23 protein-coding genes are annotated in these 23785 nt (G+C 25.1%); 22 read left to right on the top strand and 1 reads right to left on the bottom strand.

All coding sequences use genetic code 4. The features are described 5' to 3' along the window. Positions 1-2 precede the first annotated feature (2 nt). Positions 3-668, top strand: a complete 666-nt coding sequence (gene pyrF / locus JTY60_RS00300) for an orotidine-5'-phosphate decarboxylase (RefSeq protein WP_434414660.1) — start codon at positions 3-5, stop codon at positions 666-668. Positions 669-1049: 381 nt separating this feature from the next. Here pyrF and JTY60_RS00295 read toward each other — a convergent pair whose 3' ends face one another. Continuing rightward, complete coding sequence (locus JTY60_RS00295) at positions 1050-1250, bottom strand: hypothetical protein (RefSeq protein WP_434414659.1); 201 nt, start codon at positions 1248-1250, stop codon at positions 1050-1052. Between the two features lie 110 nt (positions 1251-1360). Here JTY60_RS00295 and JTY60_RS00290 point away from each other — a divergent pair, with 110 nt between their 5' ends. From JTY60_RS00290 to atpH, 21 genes are all read left to right on the top strand, one after another. Next, positions 1361-2272: a HisA/HisF-related TIM barrel protein gene (locus JTY60_RS00290; protein ID WP_434414658.1), complete on the top strand. Its 912-nt coding sequence runs from the start codon at positions 1361-1363 to the stop codon at positions 2270-2272. 3 nt (positions 2273-2275) lie between these two features. Beyond that, a complete protein-coding gene (locus tag JTY60_RS00285) occupies positions 2276-2887 on the top strand; it encodes an orotate phosphoribosyltransferase (protein ID WP_434414657.1) in 612 nt (203 codons plus the stop codon). Positions 2888-2890: 3 nt separating this feature from the next. After that, positions 2891-3769: an aspartate carbamoyltransferase catalytic subunit gene (locus JTY60_RS00280; protein WP_434414656.1), complete on the top strand. Its 879-nt coding sequence runs from the start codon at positions 2891-2893 to the stop codon at positions 3767-3769. Between the two features lies 1 nt (position 3770). Then, positions 3771-5081 carry an amidohydrolase family protein gene (locus JTY60_RS00275; RefSeq protein ID WP_434414655.1) on the top strand — a complete coding sequence of 437 codons (1311 nt, stop codon included), beginning with the start codon at positions 3771-3773 and terminating at the stop codon, positions 5079-5081. Then, positions 5021-6142 (top strand): glutamine-hydrolyzing carbamoyl-phosphate synthase small subunit, encoded by a 1122-nt coding sequence (gene carA / locus JTY60_RS00270; RefSeq protein ID WP_434414654.1) that lies wholly within the window; start codon positions 5021-5023, stop codon positions 6140-6142. Before JTY60_RS00275 ends, carA begins: the two co-directional genes overlap by 61 nt. Further along, complete coding sequence (carB, locus tag JTY60_RS00265) at positions 6135-9311, top strand: carbamoyl-phosphate synthase large subunit (protein ID WP_434414653.1); 3177 nt, start codon at positions 6135-6137, stop codon at positions 9309-9311. The genes carA and carB overlap by 8 nt, the downstream gene beginning before the upstream one ends. Further along, complete coding sequence (gene gltX, locus JTY60_RS00260) at positions 9312-10742, top strand: glutamate--tRNA ligase (RefSeq protein ID WP_434414652.1); 1431 nt, start codon at positions 9312-9314, stop codon at positions 10740-10742. It begins immediately after the preceding gene. Beyond that, positions 10732-11916: an HD domain-containing protein gene (locus tag JTY60_RS00255; protein WP_434414651.1), complete on the top strand. Its 1185-nt coding sequence runs from the start codon at positions 10732-10734 to the stop codon at positions 11914-11916. The genes gltX and JTY60_RS00255 overlap by 11 nt, the downstream gene beginning before the upstream one ends. Then, complete coding sequence (gene argS / locus JTY60_RS00250; RefSeq protein WP_434414650.1) at positions 11906-13492, top strand: arginine--tRNA ligase; 1587 nt, start codon at positions 11906-11908, stop codon at positions 13490-13492. The genes JTY60_RS00255 and argS overlap by 11 nt, the downstream gene beginning before the upstream one ends. Before the next feature lie 3 nt (positions 13493-13495). Further along, a complete protein-coding gene (locus JTY60_RS00245; RefSeq protein WP_434414649.1) occupies positions 13496-14503 on the top strand; it encodes a GMP reductase in 1008 nt (335 codons plus the stop codon). Positions 14504-14560: 57 nt separating this feature from the next. After that, positions 14561-14962: a DNA-directed RNA polymerase subunit delta gene (rpoE, locus tag JTY60_RS00240; protein WP_434414648.1), complete on the top strand. Its 402-nt coding sequence runs from the start codon at positions 14561-14563 to the stop codon at positions 14960-14962. Between the two features lie 17 nt (positions 14963-14979). Next, on the top strand, positions 14980-16593 hold the full coding sequence (locus JTY60_RS00235) for a CTP synthase (protein WP_434414647.1): 1614 nt from the start codon (positions 14980-14982) through the stop codon (positions 16591-16593). A 20-nt stretch (positions 16594-16613) separates the two neighbouring features. Next, the gene (locus JTY60_RS00230; RefSeq protein ID WP_434414646.1) at positions 16614-17501 is read left to right on the top strand and encodes a class II fructose-bisphosphate aldolase; all 888 of its coding nucleotides are present in this window, start codon (positions 16614-16616) and stop codon (positions 17499-17501) included. Positions 17502-17504: 3 nt separating this feature from the next. After that, on the top strand, positions 17505-17705 hold the full coding sequence (rpmE, locus tag JTY60_RS00225; RefSeq protein ID WP_434414645.1) for a 50S ribosomal protein L31: 201 nt from the start codon (positions 17505-17507) through the stop codon (positions 17703-17705). A 12-nt stretch (positions 17706-17717) separates the two neighbouring features. Beyond that, positions 17718-18797 carry a peptide chain release factor 1 gene (gene prfA / locus JTY60_RS00220; protein WP_434414644.1) on the top strand — a complete coding sequence of 360 codons (1080 nt, stop codon included), beginning with the start codon at positions 17718-17720 and terminating at the stop codon, positions 18795-18797. Next, positions 18787-19650, top strand: coding sequence for a methyltransferase (locus tag JTY60_RS00215; protein WP_434414643.1), 864 nt, complete (start codon positions 18787-18789; stop codon positions 19648-19650). The genes prfA and JTY60_RS00215 overlap by 11 nt, the downstream gene beginning before the upstream one ends. Before the next feature lie 223 nt (positions 19651-19873). Continuing rightward, a complete protein-coding gene (gene glyA / locus JTY60_RS00210) occupies positions 19874-21106 on the top strand; it encodes a serine hydroxymethyltransferase (RefSeq protein WP_434414642.1) in 1233 nt (410 codons plus the stop codon). A 657-nt stretch (positions 21107-21763) separates the two neighbouring features. Next, positions 21764-22408, top strand: coding sequence for a FoF1 ATP synthase subunit A (locus JTY60_RS00205; RefSeq protein WP_434414641.1), 645 nt, complete (start codon positions 21764-21766; stop codon positions 22406-22408). 13 nt (positions 22409-22421) lie between these two features. Further along, positions 22422-22718: an ATP synthase F0 subunit C gene (gene atpE / locus JTY60_RS00200; protein WP_434414640.1), complete on the top strand. Its 297-nt coding sequence runs from the start codon at positions 22422-22424 to the stop codon at positions 22716-22718. 9 nt (positions 22719-22727) lie between these two features. Then, entirely contained in the window at positions 22728-23270 is a 543-nt protein-coding gene (locus tag JTY60_RS00195; RefSeq protein ID WP_434414639.1) for an ATP synthase F0 subunit B, read from the top strand. Then, complete coding sequence (atpH, locus tag JTY60_RS00190) at positions 23254-23778, top strand: ATP synthase F1 subunit delta (RefSeq protein WP_434414638.1); 525 nt, start codon at positions 23254-23256, stop codon at positions 23776-23778. Before JTY60_RS00195 ends, atpH begins: the two co-directional genes overlap by 17 nt. Positions 23779-23785: the final 7 nt, after the last annotated feature.

Raw genomic sequence — 23785 nt, 5'->3', positions numbered from 1 at the left:
TTATGAACAGATTAATTTTTGCATGTGATTTTGAAGATAAAGAATCTTTAATGAATTGTTTGAAAAAAATGAAATTTGTAGAAAAACCAATTTTAAAAATTGGCTATCAACTTTTTTTAACTTACGGCATGGAATTAATTAGAGAATTAAAAAATGAAGGTTATAAAATATTTTTGGATTTAAAAATATGTGATACTGAAAACACAGTAAAAAATATTATTTCAAAATTAAATTCAGAACATATCGATTACTTAACAATTTATTGTGGTAGTGGACTTAATTCTTTAAAATTAGCTCACAAAAAATTTAAAAATAAATTATTAGCTGTTTTGCTTTTAACATCAATGGATGAAAACGACACAAAAGATATATACAGAACTTCTTTTTACAAATCTTCATTGAGATATTTTGAAAAACTTACAAAAATAGGTTACTTAAATTTTGTTTGTTCTACAGATGTTGCAAAAAAATTAAAAAAAATTAACGAAAAAGCTTCATTTTATTGCCCCGGATCTTTTTTTTACAACCAAAACAAAGATCAAGTTCAAGGTAGAAAATTTTTAAAATCAATGAAAGATTATGTTGATTTTTTTATTGTTGGAAGAGAAATTATTAACGCTGAAAACCCAAGAGTAATATACAATCGAATTTCTAAAAAAGTTTCTTAGTTTTTTCAACAAAGAAAAAAAAATATTTTTCAAAGTAAAAGTTAAAAAGACGGTAAAAGTCTTTGACAACTTTTACTTTTTTTTTGTAAAAAAATGCTTTAAATCAAAAAAAAATGCTTTTTTCACAATAAACGGAAAATTTTTTCCAGAAGATTTTCCAAAAAATTTAGTTTTTTTAAAAAATACTTTTTTTTCATCAATTCTTGTTTATCAAGATTATCAAAAAAAATTATCCTTAGATATAAAAAATATTTATGTTAATAAAAAAATTGAATGCGACACAATAAGACAATATTTAACAAAAAACTCAAAAATTATTTTTTTTAACCATCAGATTATTTATTATCAAAAAATAAAAAAATATTTAAATCCAAAAAATATTTATTTTTTTTCTAATAAAAATTTTGTTTGAAAAGACAAAAATATAATTTTCATAAAATGAAAAGGACTACAACAATTATTAGAACAGAACGAACAAATAATTATAATTTTATCTTCAAACGACTTTTTTTCTTTGTCAAAAATGCAAATTTCTTTATCAAAAATTATTTTTTTTCTTTTTGACAAAGAAATTTTTTGCAATAGCGGATTTTGCAGTGGATGCGCAGTTAGTTTAAATAAAAAAACTTTTAAAATTTGTAAAACTCATATGATAAAAACAAATTAAAAAAAATTTAAATTAAAATATAGAAATGAGTCAAAAAATTAATTTTTTTAATTTACTTAAAACTTATCCGGTTTTTAACTCATCTGGTTGTGGTGGTAGTGGTTTTGATTTTTTTTTTGAACCAGAAAACAACATTCTCGATATATTTGTAACAAAAACAGTTACTCTTGATCAAAAAATTGCCACTAATCAAAAAAAATGTGTAATTCTTGAAAATAACTTATTTATCAATCGAATTGGATTAATAAATCCAGGAATTTTAAATTTTTCAAAAGAGCTAAATTTATTTAATCGAAAATATCCATCGAAAAAGCTAATTGTTAGCTTATTTTTTAATAGTGTCGAAGAAGTAGCTCCAATGTTTGAAATTTTAGAAAATTTTGATTTTGTGATTGGGTATGAATTAAATCTTAGTTGTCCCAACACAAACGAAATTATTATTGAAGATAAAAAAAAAATTTTAAAAGAAATTTTATTTGCTGTTAAAAAACAAACAAAAAAATTATTATTCCCAAAAATTAGTATTTTTTCCAAAAATTTTTTTTCAAACATTCGAAAAATTGATCAATTAAAGTTTGATGGAGTTGTTATCACAAACACTGCGCCCGCAACTTGCTATTTATGAGAAAACAACCGCCTAACACAAATTAACGGGGGTCTTTCTGGAGATTTTATAAAACCAATTTTAATTAAAAAAATTTTACAAGTTCGAGAGAAACACAACATTCCTATTTTTTCTTGCGGCGGAGTAAAAAATTTTAAAGATGTTTTAGAATATTTGGTGGCTGGGGCAAACTATGTTCAAATCGGAACAAATAATTTTAAGGATCCCGCAATTGTTTCAAAAATTGTTAAAGAAATTAATAATTTTTTCGAAAAAAACAATTTTTCTAGTATTTTAGACTTTTTAGAGCAGACAAAAATAACAAAGGAATAACGAATGAACAAGGATATTAAAAAAATATATCAAACAATTTGAGAAAAAAAACTAGTCGTTATTAATTTTGAAAAACCATTTATCTGAAAAAGTGAAAAAATTTCTCCAATTTATATTGATCTTCGCAAATGTTTTTCCTCATATGATTTTTATCAAATAATTATTAAAGAGTTAAAAAAGTTAATCTTAAAAAACACAACACCAGACTATTTTTTGGGGATTGCTACAGCTGGAATTTCTTATGCAGCTATCATTGGACATTCTCTAAAATTACCGCACGGATATGGAAAAAAAGAACCAAAAGGTTATGGTAAAAACAAACTGATTGAAGGAGACTTAAAAAATTGTAAAAATATTGTTTTAATAGATGATGTATGTTCTACGGGTTCCAGCTTATTAAAAACTTATGAATTTATTGAAAAAAAAGAATTTGTAAAAGGGGCATTTTATGTTTTTTCATATCAAATTCCTGAATCTTTTACTAATTTTGAAAATTATAAAATACCATTTTTTTATCTTTTAAACATTAAAGATTTACTAAAATACGGAGTTAAAAATAATTTTATTAACAAAGATATTCAAAAAAAGGTTATTAAATTTACAAAAAATTTTTAAAAAATGCATTTTTTATCTTTAGAAAATATTGAATTAAAAAAAATTTTAAAAATTGTTACTTTTGCAATCGATTTAAAAAAAAATTTTCAAAAAATTAACGATAAATTTAACAATTTTATGGCAGCCAATATTTTTTTAGAGCCATCTACAAGGACTTACACTTCATTTAAAATTGCAGAAAACAAGTTGGGAATAAAATCGGTTGATTTTTTTAAAAATAATTCTAGCATAGAAAAAAATGAATCTCTTTTTGACACCACAGAAACTCTAAAAGCGCTTGGTTTTAATTTATTTGTGATAAGATCTGAAAAAAACAAATACTATGAAGAATTACTAAAAATTAAAGATATCTCAATTATTAATGCTGGAGATGGAAATCTTGACCATCCTTCACAAACGATTTTAGATCTTATGACAATTTACGAACATTTTGGAACCTTTAAAGACTTAAATATTGCAATTATTGGAGATTTAAACTATTCTCGGGTATTTTTATCAAACTATAAAATTTTTAAGAGATTGAAAACAAACATTTTTTGTGTTTCAATTGAAGAAAAAATCTCCAAATTAAAAGTAAAAAATTACAAGCTATCAGAAATTATTGAAAAAATTGATGTTTTTATTTTTTTAAGAGTCCAACGAGAAAGACATAAAATATCAATTTCAAACGACTACAATGATTTTTTTGGGTTAAATGAAAAAAATATTAAAAAGATTAAAGATACAGCAATAATTTTGCACCCTGGACCTGTGAATAGAGATGTCGAAATTTCTTCTAAAGTTTTAGATAATGATAAAAGAATAAAAATATTAGAACAAGTTAAAAATGGAATTTTTGCAAGAATTACCATTTTTTTATACTGTTTAAACAAGTTAACATAAAATGAATATTTTAATAAAAGATAAAATTTTATTAAAAAATGCCAAAGTTTTTTTTAAAAATAAAATTCAAAAAAGATCAATTTTAATAAAGAATGGCTACATTATTGACATTTTTTTAAGAAAAACTAGTTTAGATGAAAAATTAGAAGAATACTTTTCAATCGATTGCTCTGATTTTTTAATCACCCCATCACTAATTGATGGGCATGTTCATACAAGAAATCCTGGATTTGAATATAAAGAAAATGTTGATTCATTCGTAGAATGTTGTGTTAATGGAGGTATCCTTGATGTCATTGCCATGGGAAATACAAGCCCAAGGCCAGAAACCATTGAAAATTTTCAAGAGATTGAAAAAATCCTTACGAATAAAATTGTTAAAATCCATCAAGTTGCTAATATTACTTTATATAAAAATGGTGTTCAAACCCTAACAAATTTTGAACAATTAAAAAAAAAAACCAGTTTTTTTTCGGATGACGGAGCCCCTCTGATAGAGAATAATGTCATGAAAAGTGCCATTAAAATGGCAAAAAAGCATAATATTTTTCTTTTATTACACGAAGAGAATCGAAAAAAGTCAGATGAAAGTTGCTATTACAACAATAAATTTTTAAAAAAAAATGGAATTGGTACCTTAAAAGATTCATACGAATGAAAAATGATTGAAAGGGACATTTTATTAAATAAAAATATTGATTGTAAAATGCATTTTCAACATTTATCAACGGCAAAATCTTTAAATATTATTGAAAATGGTAAAAAATTTTTAAAAAATTTATCTTGCGAGGTGACTTTTAATCATTTAGCACTAAATAACAAAATAATTAACAATACTCTGGGAATTTATAAAGTTAATCCTCCGATTCCAACTTATTATGGGCAAAAAAAGTTATTGAATGGGGTAAAGAAAAACTTAATTAATATTATTGTCTCAGATCATGCACCCCACACAAAAGAAGAAAAAGAATGTCATTTTTCTAAAGCAATGTATGGGATTACCTCTTGTGAATTACTTTTTCCAGTAATTTATTCAATAATTTACCTAAAGAAAAAAATTCCTCTAGAAAATTTAATCAAAAAAATTACCATCGAGCCCTTTAAATTATTTTTTGATTTAGAACATAATATTTCTCTTGGTAAAATTGCCAAAATATCAGTTTTTGATATAAAATTATATAAAAAAGTGACCGCAGAAAATCTTTATAGTAAGGGCAAAAACACTTTATTTTTAAATAAATATTTAACTGGATGATGCAAGTTTATAATCTTCAAAGACAAAATAATAACACCCAAAAAAAAGCAAAAATAGTTTTAGAAGACGGGAAAGTATTTTTTGGTTTTTTTTTTGGAAAAACAAAAGAATCTTTTGGTGATTTAGTTTTTTCAACGGCAATGTCTGGATATCAAGAAATATTAACAGACCCAAGTTACTTTAAGCAAATTATTGTTTTAACCTTCCCAGAAATTGGAATTTATGGGGTTAACATGCTAGAAAACGAATCTGACAAAATTTATTTATCTGGATTAATTGTTGATAAATATATTGAAAATGATTTTTTTAATAATTTTGATCAAAGCTTCGAACAATTTTTAAAAAAAAAAAATTGTTGCGGTGTATTTGGCGTTGATACAAGAGCATTAACAGAATATTTAAGAGAAAATGGATCAAAAAAATGTTGTATTACTTTTGAAGAAACAAGCACCGAAGAAGTCATTAAAAAATTAAATAAAATGACTTTTAAAAATCATGTAAAAGATTTAAAAGTTAAAAAAATAACATTTTTTTATAAAAAAGAACATTTAAAAAACAAGAAAAAAGTATTATTTTACGATTTAGGCACCAAAAAAAGTATTTTAGATCATTTTATTAAAAAAAATTACGAGTTATTTGTTGTTTCTTGAAATTTTTCTTTTAGTGAAATTAAAAAAATTAACCCAGATTTAATTTTTTTAAGCAATGGACCTGGCGATCCAAGGGAATTAGTTTATTTAATTGAACAAATAAAAAAAGCAATTGCCCAAAAATATTTTGTCTTTGGAATTTGCCTTGGACTTCAAATTATTGGACTTGCTCTCGGATTTAAGATTGAAAAATTAAAATTTGGTCATCATGGAGTTAATCATCCAATTATCGATAACAATAATAAAATTTTTATTACTTCCCAAAATCACGATTATGTTCTCATAGACGACAAAAAAATTAACGATATTGAAATTATTTTTCGTTCTGGGTTTGATAATTCAATCGAGGGAATAAAATCTAAGAATCACAAAATTTTTTGTGTTCAATTTCACCCAGAGGCGAATCCAGGGCCAAAAGACATGGATTGAATTTTTAAAAAATTTTTTAACTATTTCCAAAATGAGTAAAAAAAAATTTAAAAAAAAAGTTTTAATTTTGGGTAGTGGGCCAATTATTATTGGTCAGGCAGCAGAATTTGACTATAGTGGAACCCAGGCATGTATGGCCTTAAAAGAAGAGGGATATGAAGTAATTTTAGTAAATCCAAATCCTGCAACGATTATGACAGATAAAAAAGTTGCCGATAAAATTTACATGGAACCATTAGAATATAATTTTGTTAAATGAATTATTGGCAAAGAGAAGCCAGACGCAATTCTTCCTACATTTGGCGGACAAACAACTTTAAATTTGGTTGTTGAACTTTACAAAAAAAATGTTTTAAAAAAATATAAAACGGAAACACTAGGCACCTCATTAGATAGCATTATCATGTCAGAGGATAGGGATTTATTTGCAAAAAAAATTGCAGAAATTAACGAACAGACCTTACCTTATCTTAAAGTAAAAGATTTTTCTGATGTTAATGAATATGTGAAAGCTTTCGGATTTCCAATTGTTGTAAGACCATCATTTACTCTTGCTGGAACTGGTGGTGGTATTGCCAAAAACTATCAAGAATTAAAAATAATTTTAGAAAACGCCTTAAGTCAATCAAAATTTCAAGAATGCATTATTGAAAAATCAATTTATGGCTACAAAGAAATTGAATTCGAGGTTGTAAGAGACCACAATGGATCTACAATTGCTGTTTGTTCATTAGAGAACATCGATCCCTGCGGCATTCATACCGGCGACTCAATGGTTGTATGTCCTGTTTTAACCCTCTCAAACGCACAACTTCAAGCACTAAGAACAAGCGCCATTAAAATTGCAAATCATTTGAATATAATTGGTGGATGCAACGTTCAATTTGCATTTTGTGCAGAAAAAAACGATTATTTTATTATTGAAGTAAATCCAAGGGTATCTAGAAGTAGTGCTTTGGCGAGCAAGGCATCTGGGTATCCAATTGCTTTTGTTTGTGCAAAAATTGCATCTGGCAAAACACTTTCAGAAATTTGTATTAACAAAACTAATAAAAATATTAAAGCTTCATTCGAGCCATCACTTGACTATATTGTTGTAAAAATTCCAAAATTTCCTTTTGATAAATTTAAACAAAAAAACTATCATATCTCAACACAAATGCAATCTACTGGCGAAGTTATGGCAATCGGAAGATCATTTACCGAAGCTTTTTTAAAAGGAATTCGAAGTATTATTTATAACACAGAATTTATTTGACAAAAAAATTTAAAAAACGAAAAAACAACTAAGCTTTTAGGTTTGATTAAAAATGCTAACGGATATTGATTTTATCAAATTTATGAGTTAATTAGAAGAGAAGTAAGCTTAAATCAACTTTCAAAAATAACAAAAATTGACCCTTTTTTTATTTATCAATGGAAAAAAATTTTTTTAACAGAGAAGTTGCTAAAAGAAAATAAAAATTGTCTAAAAACCCTAAGATATGCAAAAAAAATTGGATTTTCTGACTTTGGAATTGCAAAAATTTGAGATACTTCAGAAAAAGAAATTTTTAAAATTAGAGAAAAAAATAATATTTTTCCAGTTTATAAAAATATTGATTCTTCAAGCGCTGAATTTTTTTCTCTTTCTAACTATCTTTTTTCTACATACTCAGAAAAAAACGACAGTGTTGTTTCTGATAAGAAAAAAGTTCTTATTGTTGGAAGTGGCGCAATTAGCATTGGCCAAGGAATTGAATTCGATTTTTCAACTGTTCATTGTTCTTTTGCTTGTAAAAAAAGCAATTACGAAACAATTATTTTAAACTGTAACCCAGAAACAGTATCTACTGATAGCATGATTAGTGATAAACTCTATTTTGATCCGATTACTTATGAAGATTTTAAAAACTTAATTCACTTAGAAAAACCAGACAAAATAATTTTACAATGTGGTGGGCAGACAGCCATTAATTTGGTAACAAAAATAAAAGACGACCATTTAAATATTTCTGGAACATCAATAGAATCTTTCGACATATCAGAAAATCGGACAAAATTTGCAAAATTAATGAAAAAATTAAAAATTAATTTTCCAAAGCACTTTCTTTGTAAAAACGAAGAAGAACTTTTTGAAAATGCAAAAAAGTTGAATTACTGTCTTCTTTTTCGCCCCAGTTATGTAATTGGCGGCAAAAATATGGAAATTATTACCTCAATTGAAGAATTAAAATTAAAATTAAAAACGACAAAGTTTGATTATCCTGTATATATTGACAAATTTATTGATGGTATTGAAGTTGAGATTGATGCTGCCGTTTCAAAACAAAAAATTATTATTCCCGGTATTATTGAACACATTGAAAAAGCTGGAATTCATAGTGGTGATTCAACAATTGTTTTTCCTTCAATTAATATTTCCAAAGACATAAAAAGTAAAATTTTAAGTGTGGTTAAGAAAATTGTAGACGCCCTAAATGTTATTGGTTTTTTTAATATTCAATTAATTATTGCCAAAAATAAAATTTATGTGATTGAGGTAAACCTTCGAAGTAGCAGAACAACATCATTTATTTCAAAAGTTAGCAAATTTAACTTACCGGAAGCGGCTACAAACTTTATTCTTGGAAAAGACAACATGGACTTTAAAGATGGAATTAATTATTTTGAAAACAATAACAATAAATTTTTTATAAAATCACCAGTATTTAGTTTTAGCAAATTAAAAAGTTCGGTAAATACTTCTCTGGGTCCAGAAATGAAGTCTACCGGAGAGGCAATTGGAATTGATACCGATTTTTCCAAAGCCCTTTACAAGTCGCTTTTGGCTGCAGGCTATGATATTTTAAAAAAACATACAATTTATGTAACTTGCAAAAAAAATCAAAGAAACGACTTATTTTTAAAAGCCATAAAAAATTTTTCTGAAGTGAATTATCAAATTTATGCAACTGATGGAACGGCAAAATTTTTAAAAGAAAATAAAATTGAAGCAACTTCTGTAAAAAAAATTGGGTATTCTAAAAAAATTATTAATTTGATAAACAAAAATGAATTAAGTTTTATTATAAATATTAGTGATTTTTCCTCAAATTCACATATTGATTTTGAAAAAATAAAACATTTTGCAATTTTAAAAAATATTCCTATTTTTTCAAACTTAGAACTTGCAACTGCAGTTTCAAATCTTTGTAGATTTATAAAATATGATATTAGAAGTATTTAAATGAAAAAAGAAATAAGATTACGATTTGCCCCAAGTCCTACAGGTAAACTACATATTGGTGGAGTTAGAACCTTTTTGTTCAATTATTTGTATGCAAAACACTACAACGGAAAACTTTTTTTAAGAATTGAAGATACCGATATTGAAAGAAATATTAAAGATTTTTACAAAGAAATTGAACATTTAAATAAATTAAATTTAAAGTGAGACAATTTTTTTGAAGACAACACCATTTATACCCAATCCAAAAATTTAAAATTATATCAAAAAATTGCTTTAGATTTAATTGATAAAGGACTTGCATATAAGTGTTTTTGTACAAAACAAGAACTTGAAGATAGTAGAAATTTACAAGCAAAAAATGGGATTAAATCCCCAAAATACAATGAAAAATGCAGAAATTTTTCGATAGAAGATCAAGAAAAATTTTCAAAAAAAAGTTCTTTTACCATCAGAATTAAAAGAGAAAAAAATCTAGATATAAAATTTTTTGACTTAAATTTTTCAGAAATCACTGTTAATACTAACGATTTAGATGATTTTGTCATTATTAAGGAAAATGGGCATCCAACTTACAACTTTGCTTGTGTAATTGATGATTTTTTAATGGGAATTACCCATGTTTTTCGTGGTCAAGAACACATTGCGAATACTCCCAAACAAATCATTATTCAAAAATTTTTAAAATATCCAGAAATTTCTTATTGTCACTTTTCAGTTATTGTTGACAAATATGGAAAAAAACTTTCTAAAAGAAATAAAGAGACCAAACAATTTTTATCAGATTATTTAAATGAGGGTTATTTGCCAGAGGCAATTATTAATTTTTTAGCACTACTTGGCTGATTTCCCTTGCAAAAAGACTCAGAAGTCTTTGTTTTGGATGAGTTGATAAAAGCATTTGATGGAAAAAATATTTCAAAATCACCATCTTTTTTTGATGACACAAAACTTTTATTTTTTAATTTTTCTCACTTACAAAAGCTAAATGATGAAGAATATTATAATTATTTAAAAACTTTTAGTAAAAAATTTTCCCTTCTTAATCAAGAAGACGGGGGAAAAATTGCAAAATATTATAAAAATGAACTTCAAATTGCAAAAGAACTTGATCAAAAATTAGAATGACTTGAAGAATCAAATCCTTTTTTACCAGAAAACATCCAATTTTTAAAAGATAATTTTCATATTGCTAAATTAATTTACGAATATGTATTAGAGAAAGACGCTTTTTCATATGATGAATTAATAAATTTTTTGTCTAAAGAAAAAAAAATTTTAAAAAACAAAAATCTCTTCTTTACTATTCGGCTTTTAATTACAAAAACAACTAAAGGACCAGAACTGAAATTTATTTTTTTCTTTTTTTCTTTAGATAAAATAAAAAAAAGAATTATAAATAATTTTCGAACCTTTAAAAATGACCATTAAAGATCCAATCCACAATATTATTAAAATTGAAGACGAAATTTTTTTGGAACTTCTTTCAACGAAAGAAATTCAAAGAATGAGATTTATTAAACAATTAGGAATGGCAGAATTTGTTTATCCTAGTGCAGTCCACAATAGATTTTGCCATAGTGTTGGGGTATTTTCCTTAGCTTCAAAAATTTGAAAAAAATTTTTTAATAAAGAAAAAAATCAAAACTATTATCTTTTTCTTTCTTGTGCAATTTTGCACGATGTAGGACACGGTCCATTTTCTCATACCTTTGAATACATTAGCAAAAATAAATTTTTACACGAAGAAATTACCAAAAAAATTATTTTAGATCCTGTGAGTGAAGTTAATAAAGTTCTAAAAAAATACGAAAAAAAATTAAATATTTCTCTAATTAAAGAAATTATTGAAGTTTTTGATAAAAAATATTCAGATAAATGAATCGTAGACTTATTATCATCAGACATTGATATCGACAGAATTGATTATTTATTAAGAGATTGTTATTTTTCTGGAGCAAAATATGGAGATTTTGATGCTAAATGACTAATTAGTAGTATGGAACTAAAAAACAATTTGCTATATTTTAATAAAAATGCCATTTCTGCCATCGAAAATTACTTAATTTGCAGATACCACATGTACAATGCTGTTTATTGCCATATGAAAGTGTCTGGATATGATTTTTTACTTTGCAAAACTATTGAAAGATACATTTTTTTATATAAAAATAACTTTGTTTTTAAAAATAATTATTTTTATTTAATATTTTTTGTAAAAGAAGAATTTGATTTAAAACTATTCTTAAAATTAAATGACTTTAACATTTGATCTGATATTTACAAACTAGTTGAAGAGAAAGATGATGTTTTACAGAAACTATCCCAAGGATTTTGATATCGAAATTTTTTCAAAGTAATTAGCATTAACGAAAAAAATTTTCATCTTATTGAAAAAATAAAAGCCACTTTCCAAAAAAATAATTATAACCTCGAATATTTTTTTGGAGTTAGACAATTTCAATTAAGCATTATTAACGAAAAAACTACTTCAATAAAAATTTTAGAAAATGATAAAGCAAGAGACTTTTTTGAAGTTTCAAATCTTTCAAAACTTTTGACTAAGAAAATCCAACTTAACTATCTATTTTTTTATGAAAATTAGTAATTTAAATTTAGAAGACATTTTAGAAATCACAAAAGAGGTAATTAATAATTTTTTTATTAATTCAAAAATTACCAAAAAACCATTAATTTTTAATTTTTTACTCCCAAAAAACATTGAAAATGGCGATATTTGTTGCAATATTTTTTTAAAATATCCGCATCTACTCGTAAATAATAACCTAGAAAAATTAATTCAAATTTTACAAAAAAATAATTTTTTTGAAAAAATATTATTTAACAAAGGATTTTTAAACTTTTTTTATTCGCTTTCACTTCAAGAAATTTTTTTTAAAAATATTTTTTTAAAAAATTTAAAGTACAAAAACAAAAAAGTTTTGGTTGAATATGTTTCTGCAAATCCGACCGGAAAGTTGCATCTAGGGCACGGAAGAAATGGGGTATTTGGAGATGTTCTTTTTAAAACTTACTTATTTTTTGGATTTAATGCAAAAAATAATTATTATGTTAATGATTCTGGGAAACAAATTGATATTTTAATTGAATCATTAGAAAAAAAAGCCGCAAATAGTTTAGATGTTTTGCCATATGAAGGCCCTTATTTAGACATTCTTAAAAATAAGTATCAAAAAAAATCATGAAATAATTTATCAAAAGAAAAATTAAGACAAATTGTTGTTTTGGAAATTTTGGAAAAGTTTATTTACGTTTTAAAAAAAATTTCCATTTCTTTTGAAACCTTTACTTATGAAAGTGAAGTTTTAACTTGTCACAAAAGCAAAATTATTGATTATTTTTGAAAAAATAATTTAATTTATGAAAAAGACGGCGCTATTTGGTTAAAATTTTTTGAAAATTTTGACTATGAAGATCGAGTTTTAATTAAACAAAATGACAAAAATTCTTATTTAATTGGTGATATTTGCTGTCAGTATGAAAGATTTTTGCAAAAATATAAAAAAATTATTATTATTTTGGGAGCAGATCACATCGACTACATTACAAGACTAAAATACACCCTTTCATTGTTAAAAATTAACAATAAAAATTGAGAATTAATACCATTACAAATTATTAATGTTGCATCAAAAGACACAACCAAAAAAATGTCAAAAAGAGAGGGAACTGCAATTGACTTGGAAGAATTTATTGATGATATAGGGGCAGAAAAAATTCGATTTTTTTTAATTTCTTATACAAAAAACAGTCCCTTAACCCTAGACTTAGAAAAGATCCAACAAATGGAAAAAAGCAATAGCTATTACTACTGCCAATATGTTTTTGCAAGAATCAACGGACTTTTATCAAAACATTTACTCAAAAATGAAAAAAAATTATTTTTCTATCATTTAAGTGACAAAGAAATAAATTTATTCAAATTTGCATTGTCATTTAGAATTCATCTTTTGCTTCTAATTGATCAAAACGAACCCCATAATATTTATAAGTTTTTACTAGAACTTGTAAAAAGATTTCATAAGTATTATGAAAGTGAAAAAATAATTTCAGATAATAAAATCAAAACCGAAATAAAATTATCTTTAGTGCTTTTTATTAAAAAAATTTTAGAAAAAATTTTTGAAATAATTTCTATAAAACCAATCGAAAAAATGTAAACCATGAAAAAAAAAATAAAATTTGATTTTGAAGATATAAATTTAGTTGCAAGAAAATGCATTGTAAAATCAAGAAAAGAATGTGATACTTCAGTAAAACTGTCTGATTTTAAATTTGATTTGCCAATTATTCCTGCCAATATGAGTACGATAATCTCTAAAAATTTGTGTATTTGGCTGGCACAAAATAATTATTTTTACATTATGCACCGATTTTTTGACGATCAAATTGAATTTTGTAAGGAAATGAAAAGATTGAACCTTTATATCTCAATCAGCATTGGGGTAAAAAAAACTGATGAAAATTTTTTGATTGAATTAATAAAAAGCGATCTTATTCCAGATTTTATTACCATTGACATTGCCCATGGTCATAGCAAAGCTATGGAAAAAATGTTATTATTTGTTAAAAATACTTTTGCATCACTTAAAAAAAAACCTTTTATTATTGCTGGTAATGTAATGACCATCGAAGCAATTAAAGACTTGTCAAAATGAGGGGCAAATGCAATAAAATTCGGGATTGGGCCAGGCAAAGTTTGCATTACAAAATTAAAAACTGGGTTTGGAACTGGTGGATGACAATTAAATGCTTTAAAAGATGTCTCTGAAGTAGCAAAAAAACTAAACATTCCTTTAATTTTGGATGGTGGTGTTAGATGCAATGGTGATATTACAAAATCACTAGCGTTTGGTGCAACCATGGTGATGTGTGGTAATTTATTGGCAGGCCATGACGAATGCGCTGATGCAAAAACAGTCGAAATTAATGGAAAAAAATACAAAGAATATTATGGATCTGCAAGTATTTTTAATAAAAATAATAATTCAAATATTGAAGGAAAAAAAATTTTGGTTTTATATAAGGGTTCTATTAAAGATACCTATCGAGAAATTAAAGAAGACTTACAGTCCTCAATTTCTTATAGCGGAGGTAAAGATCTATCATCACTAAAAGAGTGCGATTATGTTATTATTAAAGGCACAATTACTAACAGCGATTATCGCTAAATTACATTTTTTTGATTTTTAAAATAAAATAAGACTATTAATTGAAAGTATTACATTATGGAAAACAACATATTAGATAAAATTATTGAAGAATTCAAAAACATTTTAGAGGAAAAAAAAGAACCAATTAATTTTTATGAACTTTTTGAAGAGGCTTGTAAAAATTTAAAAATTGATGAAAAAAACGTTGACTTAATGAGCGATGTTTATTACAAAGTTATGATTTTAAAGGATTTTTTATTAGTTGGAAAAAATGAATGAGCTCTAAGAAAATTTTATAAGTATCAGACAATTAAAAAATTTAATGATGAAACAATGAAAATTGAAAAAGATTCTGAATTAAATGAATCAGAATCAGCAAAAGTTGATGAAACTTTAGAAAAAAACCCAGAAAAAGAAGATAAAATCGATGAAGATTTACCAATTGGAATTGATGATGACGAAGAAGAAGACTCTTAAAATAATTATTTTTTAGGATGAACTTAAAAGAACCTTATTATATTTTTGTTGTTGGTGGTGTTTGCTCATCTTTGGGTAAAGGCCAAATTACGGCATCAATTGCATATCTTTTAAAGAGTATGAATAAGAATGTTTTTATTAAAAAACTAGATCCTTATTTGAATGTTGATCCAGGAACAATGAATCCATCCCAACATGGAGAAGTTTTTGTGACTCACGATGGAATCGAGACCGATCAAGATTTAGGAACATATGAAAGACTTACGGGTATTTTATCAAACATTAATTCAAATATAACTTCTGGAAAAATTTATCAAAATCTTATTTTTTCTGAAAGACAAGGACAATTTCACGGCAATACAATTCAAACTATTCCCCACATTACCAATGAAATTATTAATTTTATTGAAAAAGATAATAAAAAATACGACTTTGTTGTTATTGAAATTGGTGGAACAACCGGTGATATTGAAATGGAGCCATTTTTAGAAGCACTTCGTCAATTAATTATTAAAAAAAAGTTTAAAATTTGTGTTTGCCAACTAGTTTGAACGCCATTATTAACATCAGTAAATCAAATAAAAACAAAACCAGCACAAAATGCTATAAAAATGTTAAATATGGCCGGAATTCAGCCAAATATTTTATTTATTCGTTCAAGTTTAAAATTAAAAGTTGAAGACAAAAAAAAACTTGCATTGTTTGGAAATATTAATGAAGATTATGTTTTTGAAATTTTAGATTTAGACAATATTTTTTTACTACCAGAGCACCTATTAATACAAAATTTTTTATCAATGATTTTAAAATTTTTCAATATTGAAGAACAAATTTCATTGAATATTAATAAACTAAAAGTTTTTAATCAAAAGTGCCACGAGATTTTGTTACAAAAAGATAAAAAAAATATTTTTTTAATTTGTAAATATACAGATATTGAAGATTCATATATTTCCTTAATTTATGCGATCAAATTTGCAGCCATTAAAGAAAATATTAATTATAAAATTACTTTTATTAATGCTAAAAAATTATTTCAAGACAATTATCAAGAAGTTTTAAAAAATGCTGAAGGTATTATTGTTCCTGGAGGTTTTGGGGAAAATGGATTTGAAGGAAAAATATTGGCTTGTAAATATGCAAGAGAAAATAACATTCCATTTTTAGGAATTTGCTATGGTTTACATACATGTCTTGTAGAATTTGCAAGAAACGTGCTAAATTTAAAGGACGCAAATACAGAAGAAATCGCTCCATCTACAAAAAACAAAGTAATTCATCTTGTTAAAGGGAAAAAAACCTCTGACAATCTTGGTGGAACTTTAAGACTTGGCAATTATCAATGCATCTTAAAAAAAAATACACTAACTTTTGATATTTACAAAAAAAATTTGATTTTTGAAAGACATCGTCATCGATACGAAGTAAATGAAAAATTTTTGGATAAATTTGAAAAATTTGGATTTATTGTTTCTGGGGTTTGTTCTCAAAGCAAATTAGTAGAAATTATGGAATTAAAAACACATCCCTTTTACATTGGATGTCAATTTCATCCAGAATTCAACCAAACTTTTGACAATCCTGCGCCATTATTTTTAAAATTTATTCAAAAAGTTGCTAAAATTAGCTAAGGAGAGGTTTAATTCTTTTAATGTATAAAAATTTTAATATAAATAATTTATTACCTGCTGGAAAATTAGTAAAAAAAGCTTTCGAAAATGGCTATGCTGTACCACAATTTAATGTTTTAAATTTGGTTTGAGCAAAAACAATTTTGCTAACTTGTCAAGAGGCAAATTCACCAGTAATTTTAGGTTTTAGTGTTAGTGCTATCAAATATATGGGTGGATACGAATCAGTGGTTAATATGGTTAATTCTTTAATCAAAGGATTTAATATTACTATACCGGTTGCTACAAATCTAGATCACGGCCCAACACATGATGCTTGTATAAAAGCAATCAATGCTGGTTTTTCTTCAATTATGTATGATGGTAGTAGCTTACCAATTGATGAAAATGTTCGTAATACTAAAAAAATATCTGATATTTGTAAACAATACGATATTTCTTTAGAGGGCGAAGTTGGTGTTGTTGGTGGTGAAGAAGATGGTGTTGTTGGTGAAGTTATGTATGCAAAAATTGATCATTGCAAAAGACTTGTAGAAGAAGGATGTGTTGATATTTTGGCTGCATCGCTTGGTAGCGTTCACGGGCATTACAAAGGACAACCTCATTTAGGCTTTGAAAAGATGGCAGAACTTAAAGAAAAAATTAATGTTCCTTTAGTTCTACATGGCGGAAGCGGGATTCCAGACGATATGATTAAAAAATCTATTAGCTATGGTGAATCAAAAATTAATGTTAGCACTGAGCTTTTAGATGCATTTTGCTATGGTATAAAAGGATATTTTGATCAAAACAAACATCTATTACCCAAAGGGTATGATCCAAGAATCATTTTTGAAGATGGAATAATTCCAATGAAAAAAGTTCTTTTACATAAAATTAATTTATTTGGAAGTAATAATAAGGGATAATATATGAAAAAAAAAATTCACCCACAAAGAAATTTTTTTAAAATTAAATGTTCTACTTGCGGTACAGAGTATGAAATTTTTAGTACCAAAAAAGAAATAAAAACTGATACTTGCTCCCATTGCCACCCATTTTATATTGGAGAAAAAAAATATGAACGTGTTTTTGGTAGAGTTGAGCAATTTAACAAAAAATATCAAAAATAATTTTTTTTGTTAATGGAAAAAGATATTTTTAAAAAATTAGAAGAAAAACATCAAGAATATCTATCTTTAACTAAAGAACTTGATTTATTTGATGAAAAGCAAAACATTTCTTTAAAAATTGATTTACTAAAGAAACAGTCTCTTTTGTTACCATTTGAGGACGCTTACCATAAATTTTTACATTTAAAAAATTTAATTAAAAATTACGAACAAGAAATTGAACAAGAAACATCTACAGAGTTTTCTGATTTATTAAAAAAAGAAAAAAATGAAGTTGTAACTTCTTTTAATAATTTTTTATCAGATATTAAAAATTTATTTTTATCAAAAATAAATGAGGATGATTATAAAAATGTTATTGTAGAAATTCGCGGCGCTACTGGTGGTGATGAGGCAAATATTTTTGCAAATGACTTGTTTGAAATGTATTTAAATTACGCCAATAAAAATCACTGAAAAGTAGAAATTATTGAAGTATCTAAAGAAAATGATGGCATTTCTCATGCTTTTTTCACCATAAAAGGAAAAAATGTTTACAAAAGAATGAAATTTGAATCAGGGGTACATAGGGTTCAAAGAATTCCTAAGACTGAATCAAAAGGTAGAGTTCATACTTCAACAGCAACAGTTGCAATTTTGCCAGAAATAAATGAAATAAAAATAAAAATTAACCCAAGTGATTTAAAAATTGACACATATAGAGCATCTGGTGCTGGTGGCCAACACGTAAATACTACCGATTCTGCCGTAAGAATAACACATATTCCTACAAATACTGTGGTAACAAGTCAAGATGAGAGAAGTCAACACGAAAACAAAAGAAGAGCTTTAAAAGTTTTAGAATCAAAAATTTATTTTAATGAATTAGAGAAACAAGAACAAGAAATTTATAAAATAAGAAAAGTTCAAATAAAACTTGGAAAAAGATCTGATAAAATCAGAACTTATAATTTTGCAAGAAATCAAGTTATTGATCACAGATTTAATGTATCTTTAAATCGACTTGATGAAATAATGAATGGAAATTTGGATGAATTTATTGATCAACTAAATGAAATTTATGAAAAAAAAGCCCTTTTTGGTGACCAATAACGATGTTTTATTATTTTTTCAAAAAAAGCTAGAAGAAAAAAAATTAAACCAAAATTTATCACACTTATTTTTATTTTTATTGACAAAAGTTACTAATTATTCAGATATTTTTTTAATCTTAAATAAAAAAATTAACTTCTCTGAACATAAAGCAAAAAAACTAATTAAATCATATTGTGAAAAAAATATTCCCTACCAATACTTTTTTTGCAAATGTTTTTTTTTAGACAAAACTTTTTATATTAAAAAAAAAGTTTTTGTCCCACGTCCAGAAACAGAGCAATTAGTAGTAATTGTCAAAAAATTTTTAACATACTATCCCTTTTTCAAAGCATATCCATTAATTGATCTTTGCAGCGGGACTGGAGTAATTGGAGTATCACTTGCAAACTTCTTTGAAGAAATTTTTTTTGTAGAAAAAAGTTTTGTTGCAAGAAAATGTATTAAAAAAAATATTAAACACCTAAAAAATAAAAAAATAAAAATATTTTGTAACGCCTTTAAATTCAAAAAAAAAATTACTTTTTTAGTTTCAAATCCCCCATATTTAAAAAAAAATGAAGATATTTGTAATTTTTCTAAAAATGAACCCAAAAACGCTTTTTTTTATAAAAGCCATGAAAATGATTTTATTATCGACTTTTTAGAATATGCAACAAAAAACAATTTGCTTAACAAAAAATATTTTTTAATTTTTGAAATAAATTTTCATAACTTAGAAATGTTTTTAAAAAAATTAAAAAACATTGATCTAAAATTTTATTTAATTAAAGACTTAGAAAACAAAACTAGATTTTTGATCATAACTTCTTTAAATATTTTGCCAACTATCTTAAATCAAATAAGTTTTTAGATTATGAAAAATTAAGAAATTTTTTTGGTCACCCAAAGTTAATTTAATTATTAAGTTAAGACAGGATAAAATGAAGACAAACATATAAACTTTTTTAAAAGAAAAAATTAAAGTACTTAAAAATTTGGTTAATTTAGAGAACAAATACAGTTAATTTAATTGTTAGTAAAAATTTTTTTAAATATTTAAAATTAGTTATTAAGTTTTAAGTTAAGGTGTACTCGTGAATAAATTTTTAAAAGAACAAACCAAAAAACTTGAAAAATTGGTAGATTTAGAAAAAAAAAGGCAGTTTTCAACAATAAATCTAATTGCTAGTGAAAATTTTTGTAGTGAAGAAATTTGTAAACTTACAGGATCATGTCTTACAAATAAGTATGCTGAAGGATACCCTAATAAAAGATATTATGGAGGGTGCGAATACATTGATGAAATTGAAACTATGGCAATTGAACTTGCAAAAAAGCTATTTAATGCAGAATATGCTAATGTCCAACCTCATTCTGGCAGCCAAGCAAATGAAGTCATTTATTTTGCTTTTTTAGAAAAAAATGATACCATTCTTGCCATGGATTTAAATTCAGGCGGGCACTTATCCCACGGATACAAACTAAACATTAGCGGTAAAAATTACAACTTTATTCATTATCACGTAAACAAGGAAACTTATTTGCTGGATTATGATGAAATTTTAAATTTAGCGTTAAAACACAAACCAAAAATTATTTTGGCTGGTGCTAGCGCTTATAGCAGGGCAATTGACTTTTCAAAGTTTCGTGAGATTTGCGATAAAGTTGGAGCATATCTACACATTGATATGGCACACATTTCAGGTCTTGTATGCACAAATAATCACCCACATATTTTTCCATACGCAGACTTTGTTACAACAACAACTCATAAAACCCTAAGAGGTCCTAGATCCGGATTGATTCTTGCAAAAGAAAAATACAAAAAATCAATTAACAGAAGCTTGTTTCCCGGAATTCAGGGTGGCCCTTTGGAGCATGTAATTGCTGCAAAAGCTCAATGTTTTATTGAAGCATTGGATCCAAAATTTAAAAATTACATTGATCAAGTAATTTTGAATGCAAAAGCAGTTGCTAAAAGATTTTTAGAGTTAAACTACTATGTTTTAACAAATGGAACTGACAATCATATTATAAATATTGACATTTTAAAAAGTAAAAATATCACTGGTTTAAAAGCCCAAACAATTTTAGAAAAAACCGGGATTATTTTAAATAAAAATGTGATTCCCTTTGAAAGTCTTTCAGCAAATGAAACTTCAGGAATTAGAATTGGGACTCCTTTTATGACAACAATGGGATGAAAAGAAAAAGATTTTATAAAAGCTGTAAATTTAATTGATAAAATTTTAAGTTGTGAACCAAACGAAGAACAAATTAATAATTTTAAAAAAGAAGTTAAAAAATTACTTTCAAATAAAAAATAGAATTTTTTATTTCTTTTTACTTCATTTTTTTTGCTTTTTTGTTGTTCTAATAATTTTTTTTACAAAAAAATACAGTATTTATTTTCTTATATATTACTTGCTAAGTGTTTTTCTAACGGTTTTTTACAATATATCATCACTTTGAAGCATTAATTACTTAGTAAATAATGCCAAAAATCAAAATAAAATTTCTAAACAAATAAAGAATTGATATCTTTTTGTCTGATTTTTGAGACTTTTAATTATGGCAACATTTTTTGCTATTTTTTTTGTTTTTGTGAAAAATGTTTCAATTTTGGGAATAATTTTGGGAGTTTCTTTTTCTCTACTTATTAACTTTTTTTTTATTTTTGTTCAAAAAAATAAAGAAAATCAATTGCATTATAAAATTTAAAGACTTTTTAACTTGTTTTTTAAAACTATTTTAGTTTCAAAAATTAAAAAATTTTGTTTCAATTTATATTATTTATATTAAAATAAAAATGATAAATTAATAAAGTTATGTTCCATTTTAGTTTTTTTACAATTAAATATCATTTTCAAACACAATTAATTACAATCTTAATAACCTTTATTATAATTTTTTTTCTAATAATTACATATTACATAAAAAATTTAAAGTCAAAACCGAACAAGTCTCCATCTGGATATGTCTTGGTGGTTGAAAATTACATTAATTGAATCGATGAAACTACAGTTGCTGTAATGGGGAATAAATTTCGTTGATTTGCACCTTACACAGGACTTTTATTTTTATACTTAGGAATCGGCAATTTGCTTTCTCTTTTGGGATTTATGCCAATAGCTTCGTCTTATTCTGTTGTCTTGACATTTGGTTTATTAGTTTTTGTTGGAATTTTTGTGTCTGGTATTTGATTTAATGGATTAAAATGATTTTTAAAATTTGTTAAAAATCCTTTAGAAATTATTACCCAATTTTCACCATTTATTAGTATAACATTTCGTATTTTTGGCAATATGATTGCTGGAACAACAATCCTTTATTTAGTTTATTTATTTTGCAATAATTTATATGACAATATTTTTGGTGTTTCTTCAGATACATTTAGATTTAATTTTATTTTAATGATTTTGGCACCGCCATTTCATTTTTATTTTGATATTTTTGATGGATTAATTCAAAGTTTTATTTTTACTTTATTGTCAATGTCATATATTGCAATTGAAGCAGAGATTGAAACTGTTCATCAAGAAAGAAAAAAAACTACTAAAATTGATTTAGACATTAAAAAAGATGTTTATTATGCAAATCCAAAAATTGACATTGTAAGAACCATTTAGGGAAGGATATTAAATGCATTTATTTTCATATTTTGATCACACATTTTCAGTTATTTTAACTTTATTTTATCAAGCAAACATAACTGATCGAGGACTAATTGCAATTGGAGCTGGAATGGCTGCTACTGGTTGTTTAGGTGCTGGAATTGGGCAGGGATTTTCTGCCGGTAAAGCTGCTGAGGCGATTGGAAGGAACCCAGATGCCGCCAATAAAGTTCGAACAATAATGATCATTGGAGCAGCTATTGCTGAATCTGGCGCGATTTATTCACTTTTAATTTCTTTAATTTTAATGTTTGTTTACTCATAAAGAAAAATTATGAATTTTTTTTGAGGCTTTTTTTCAGACATACCTGACATTAAAGGCGATTTATTTCCAAATTTTTTTACTATAGTAGCGCATTTATTGGCTTTTTCTGTTTTACTATTCTTTGCAATATATTTTGCTTGAAAACCATTAAAAAAAACGTTAAAAGAAAGAAATGAATATATTGATTCAAAAATTCAGAATGCTGAAAAAATGGAGTTAGAAGCAAAAAATAATTTCTTAGAAAGCCAAAAAGAATTAGATTTAATTAATAAAAAAGGTATGGAAATTATTTTAGATTCAAAATTAAAAGCTCAAAAAATATATGATGACAATTTAGAAAAAGCAAAGAACAAAATTAATTTAGAAAAACAAAATTTTGAAAAATCTATAAAAAAGCGTGAAATACAATTCAAAAAAGAGTCAAAAAAATATGTTGTAGATTTGGTTGTTTCAGTAAGCAAAAAATTTTTAAAAAATAAAATTGATGAAAAAGCTGATAAATCAATTATTACTGACTTGTTAGAAAAAGAAGAGAATGAAACAAAATTATAATTTTACCGCTTTTTCAATGGCAATTTTTTCTTTGTATAAAAAAAACAACCAATTGGATGTTTTGTATAAAGAGGCAAGGGATTTTGAAACACTTCTTAACGACAAGTATTTTTTTGCTTTTCTTACTAGCTATAAAATTTCTAAAGAAAAAACAATTAACTTTATTTCTTTAAATTTAAAAAAATATTTTAGTAAGTACTTCTTAAATTTTATTTTTTTAATTATTGAAAAAAATTATTTTTTTTATATCAAAAAAATAAATAATTATTTATTGCAATTATTGATAGAGGCACTAGATATAAAAAAAATTGATGTCTATTTAGCCAACAATTTTTCTGATGAATTTATTAAAAAAATAATTTTAAAAGAGTTATCTTTAAAAGAAAATTACATTTTTTTTAAACATATTGATAAAAATTTAATAGGGGGATACAAAATAGTTTTTGAAAATAAAAGCTATGACAAAACAGTAAAAAGCATCTTACATAAAATGTCAGATAACTTTTAAAAAACAA

The organism is symbiont of Argiope bruennichi, from assembly GCF_051094275.1.
Lineage (GTDB): Bacteria > Bacillota_I > Bacilli_A > Mycoplasmatales > SG1.
The sequence above is the reverse complement of the archived record's forward strand: the minus strand, read 5'-3'. Positions and strand labels throughout refer to the sequence as shown.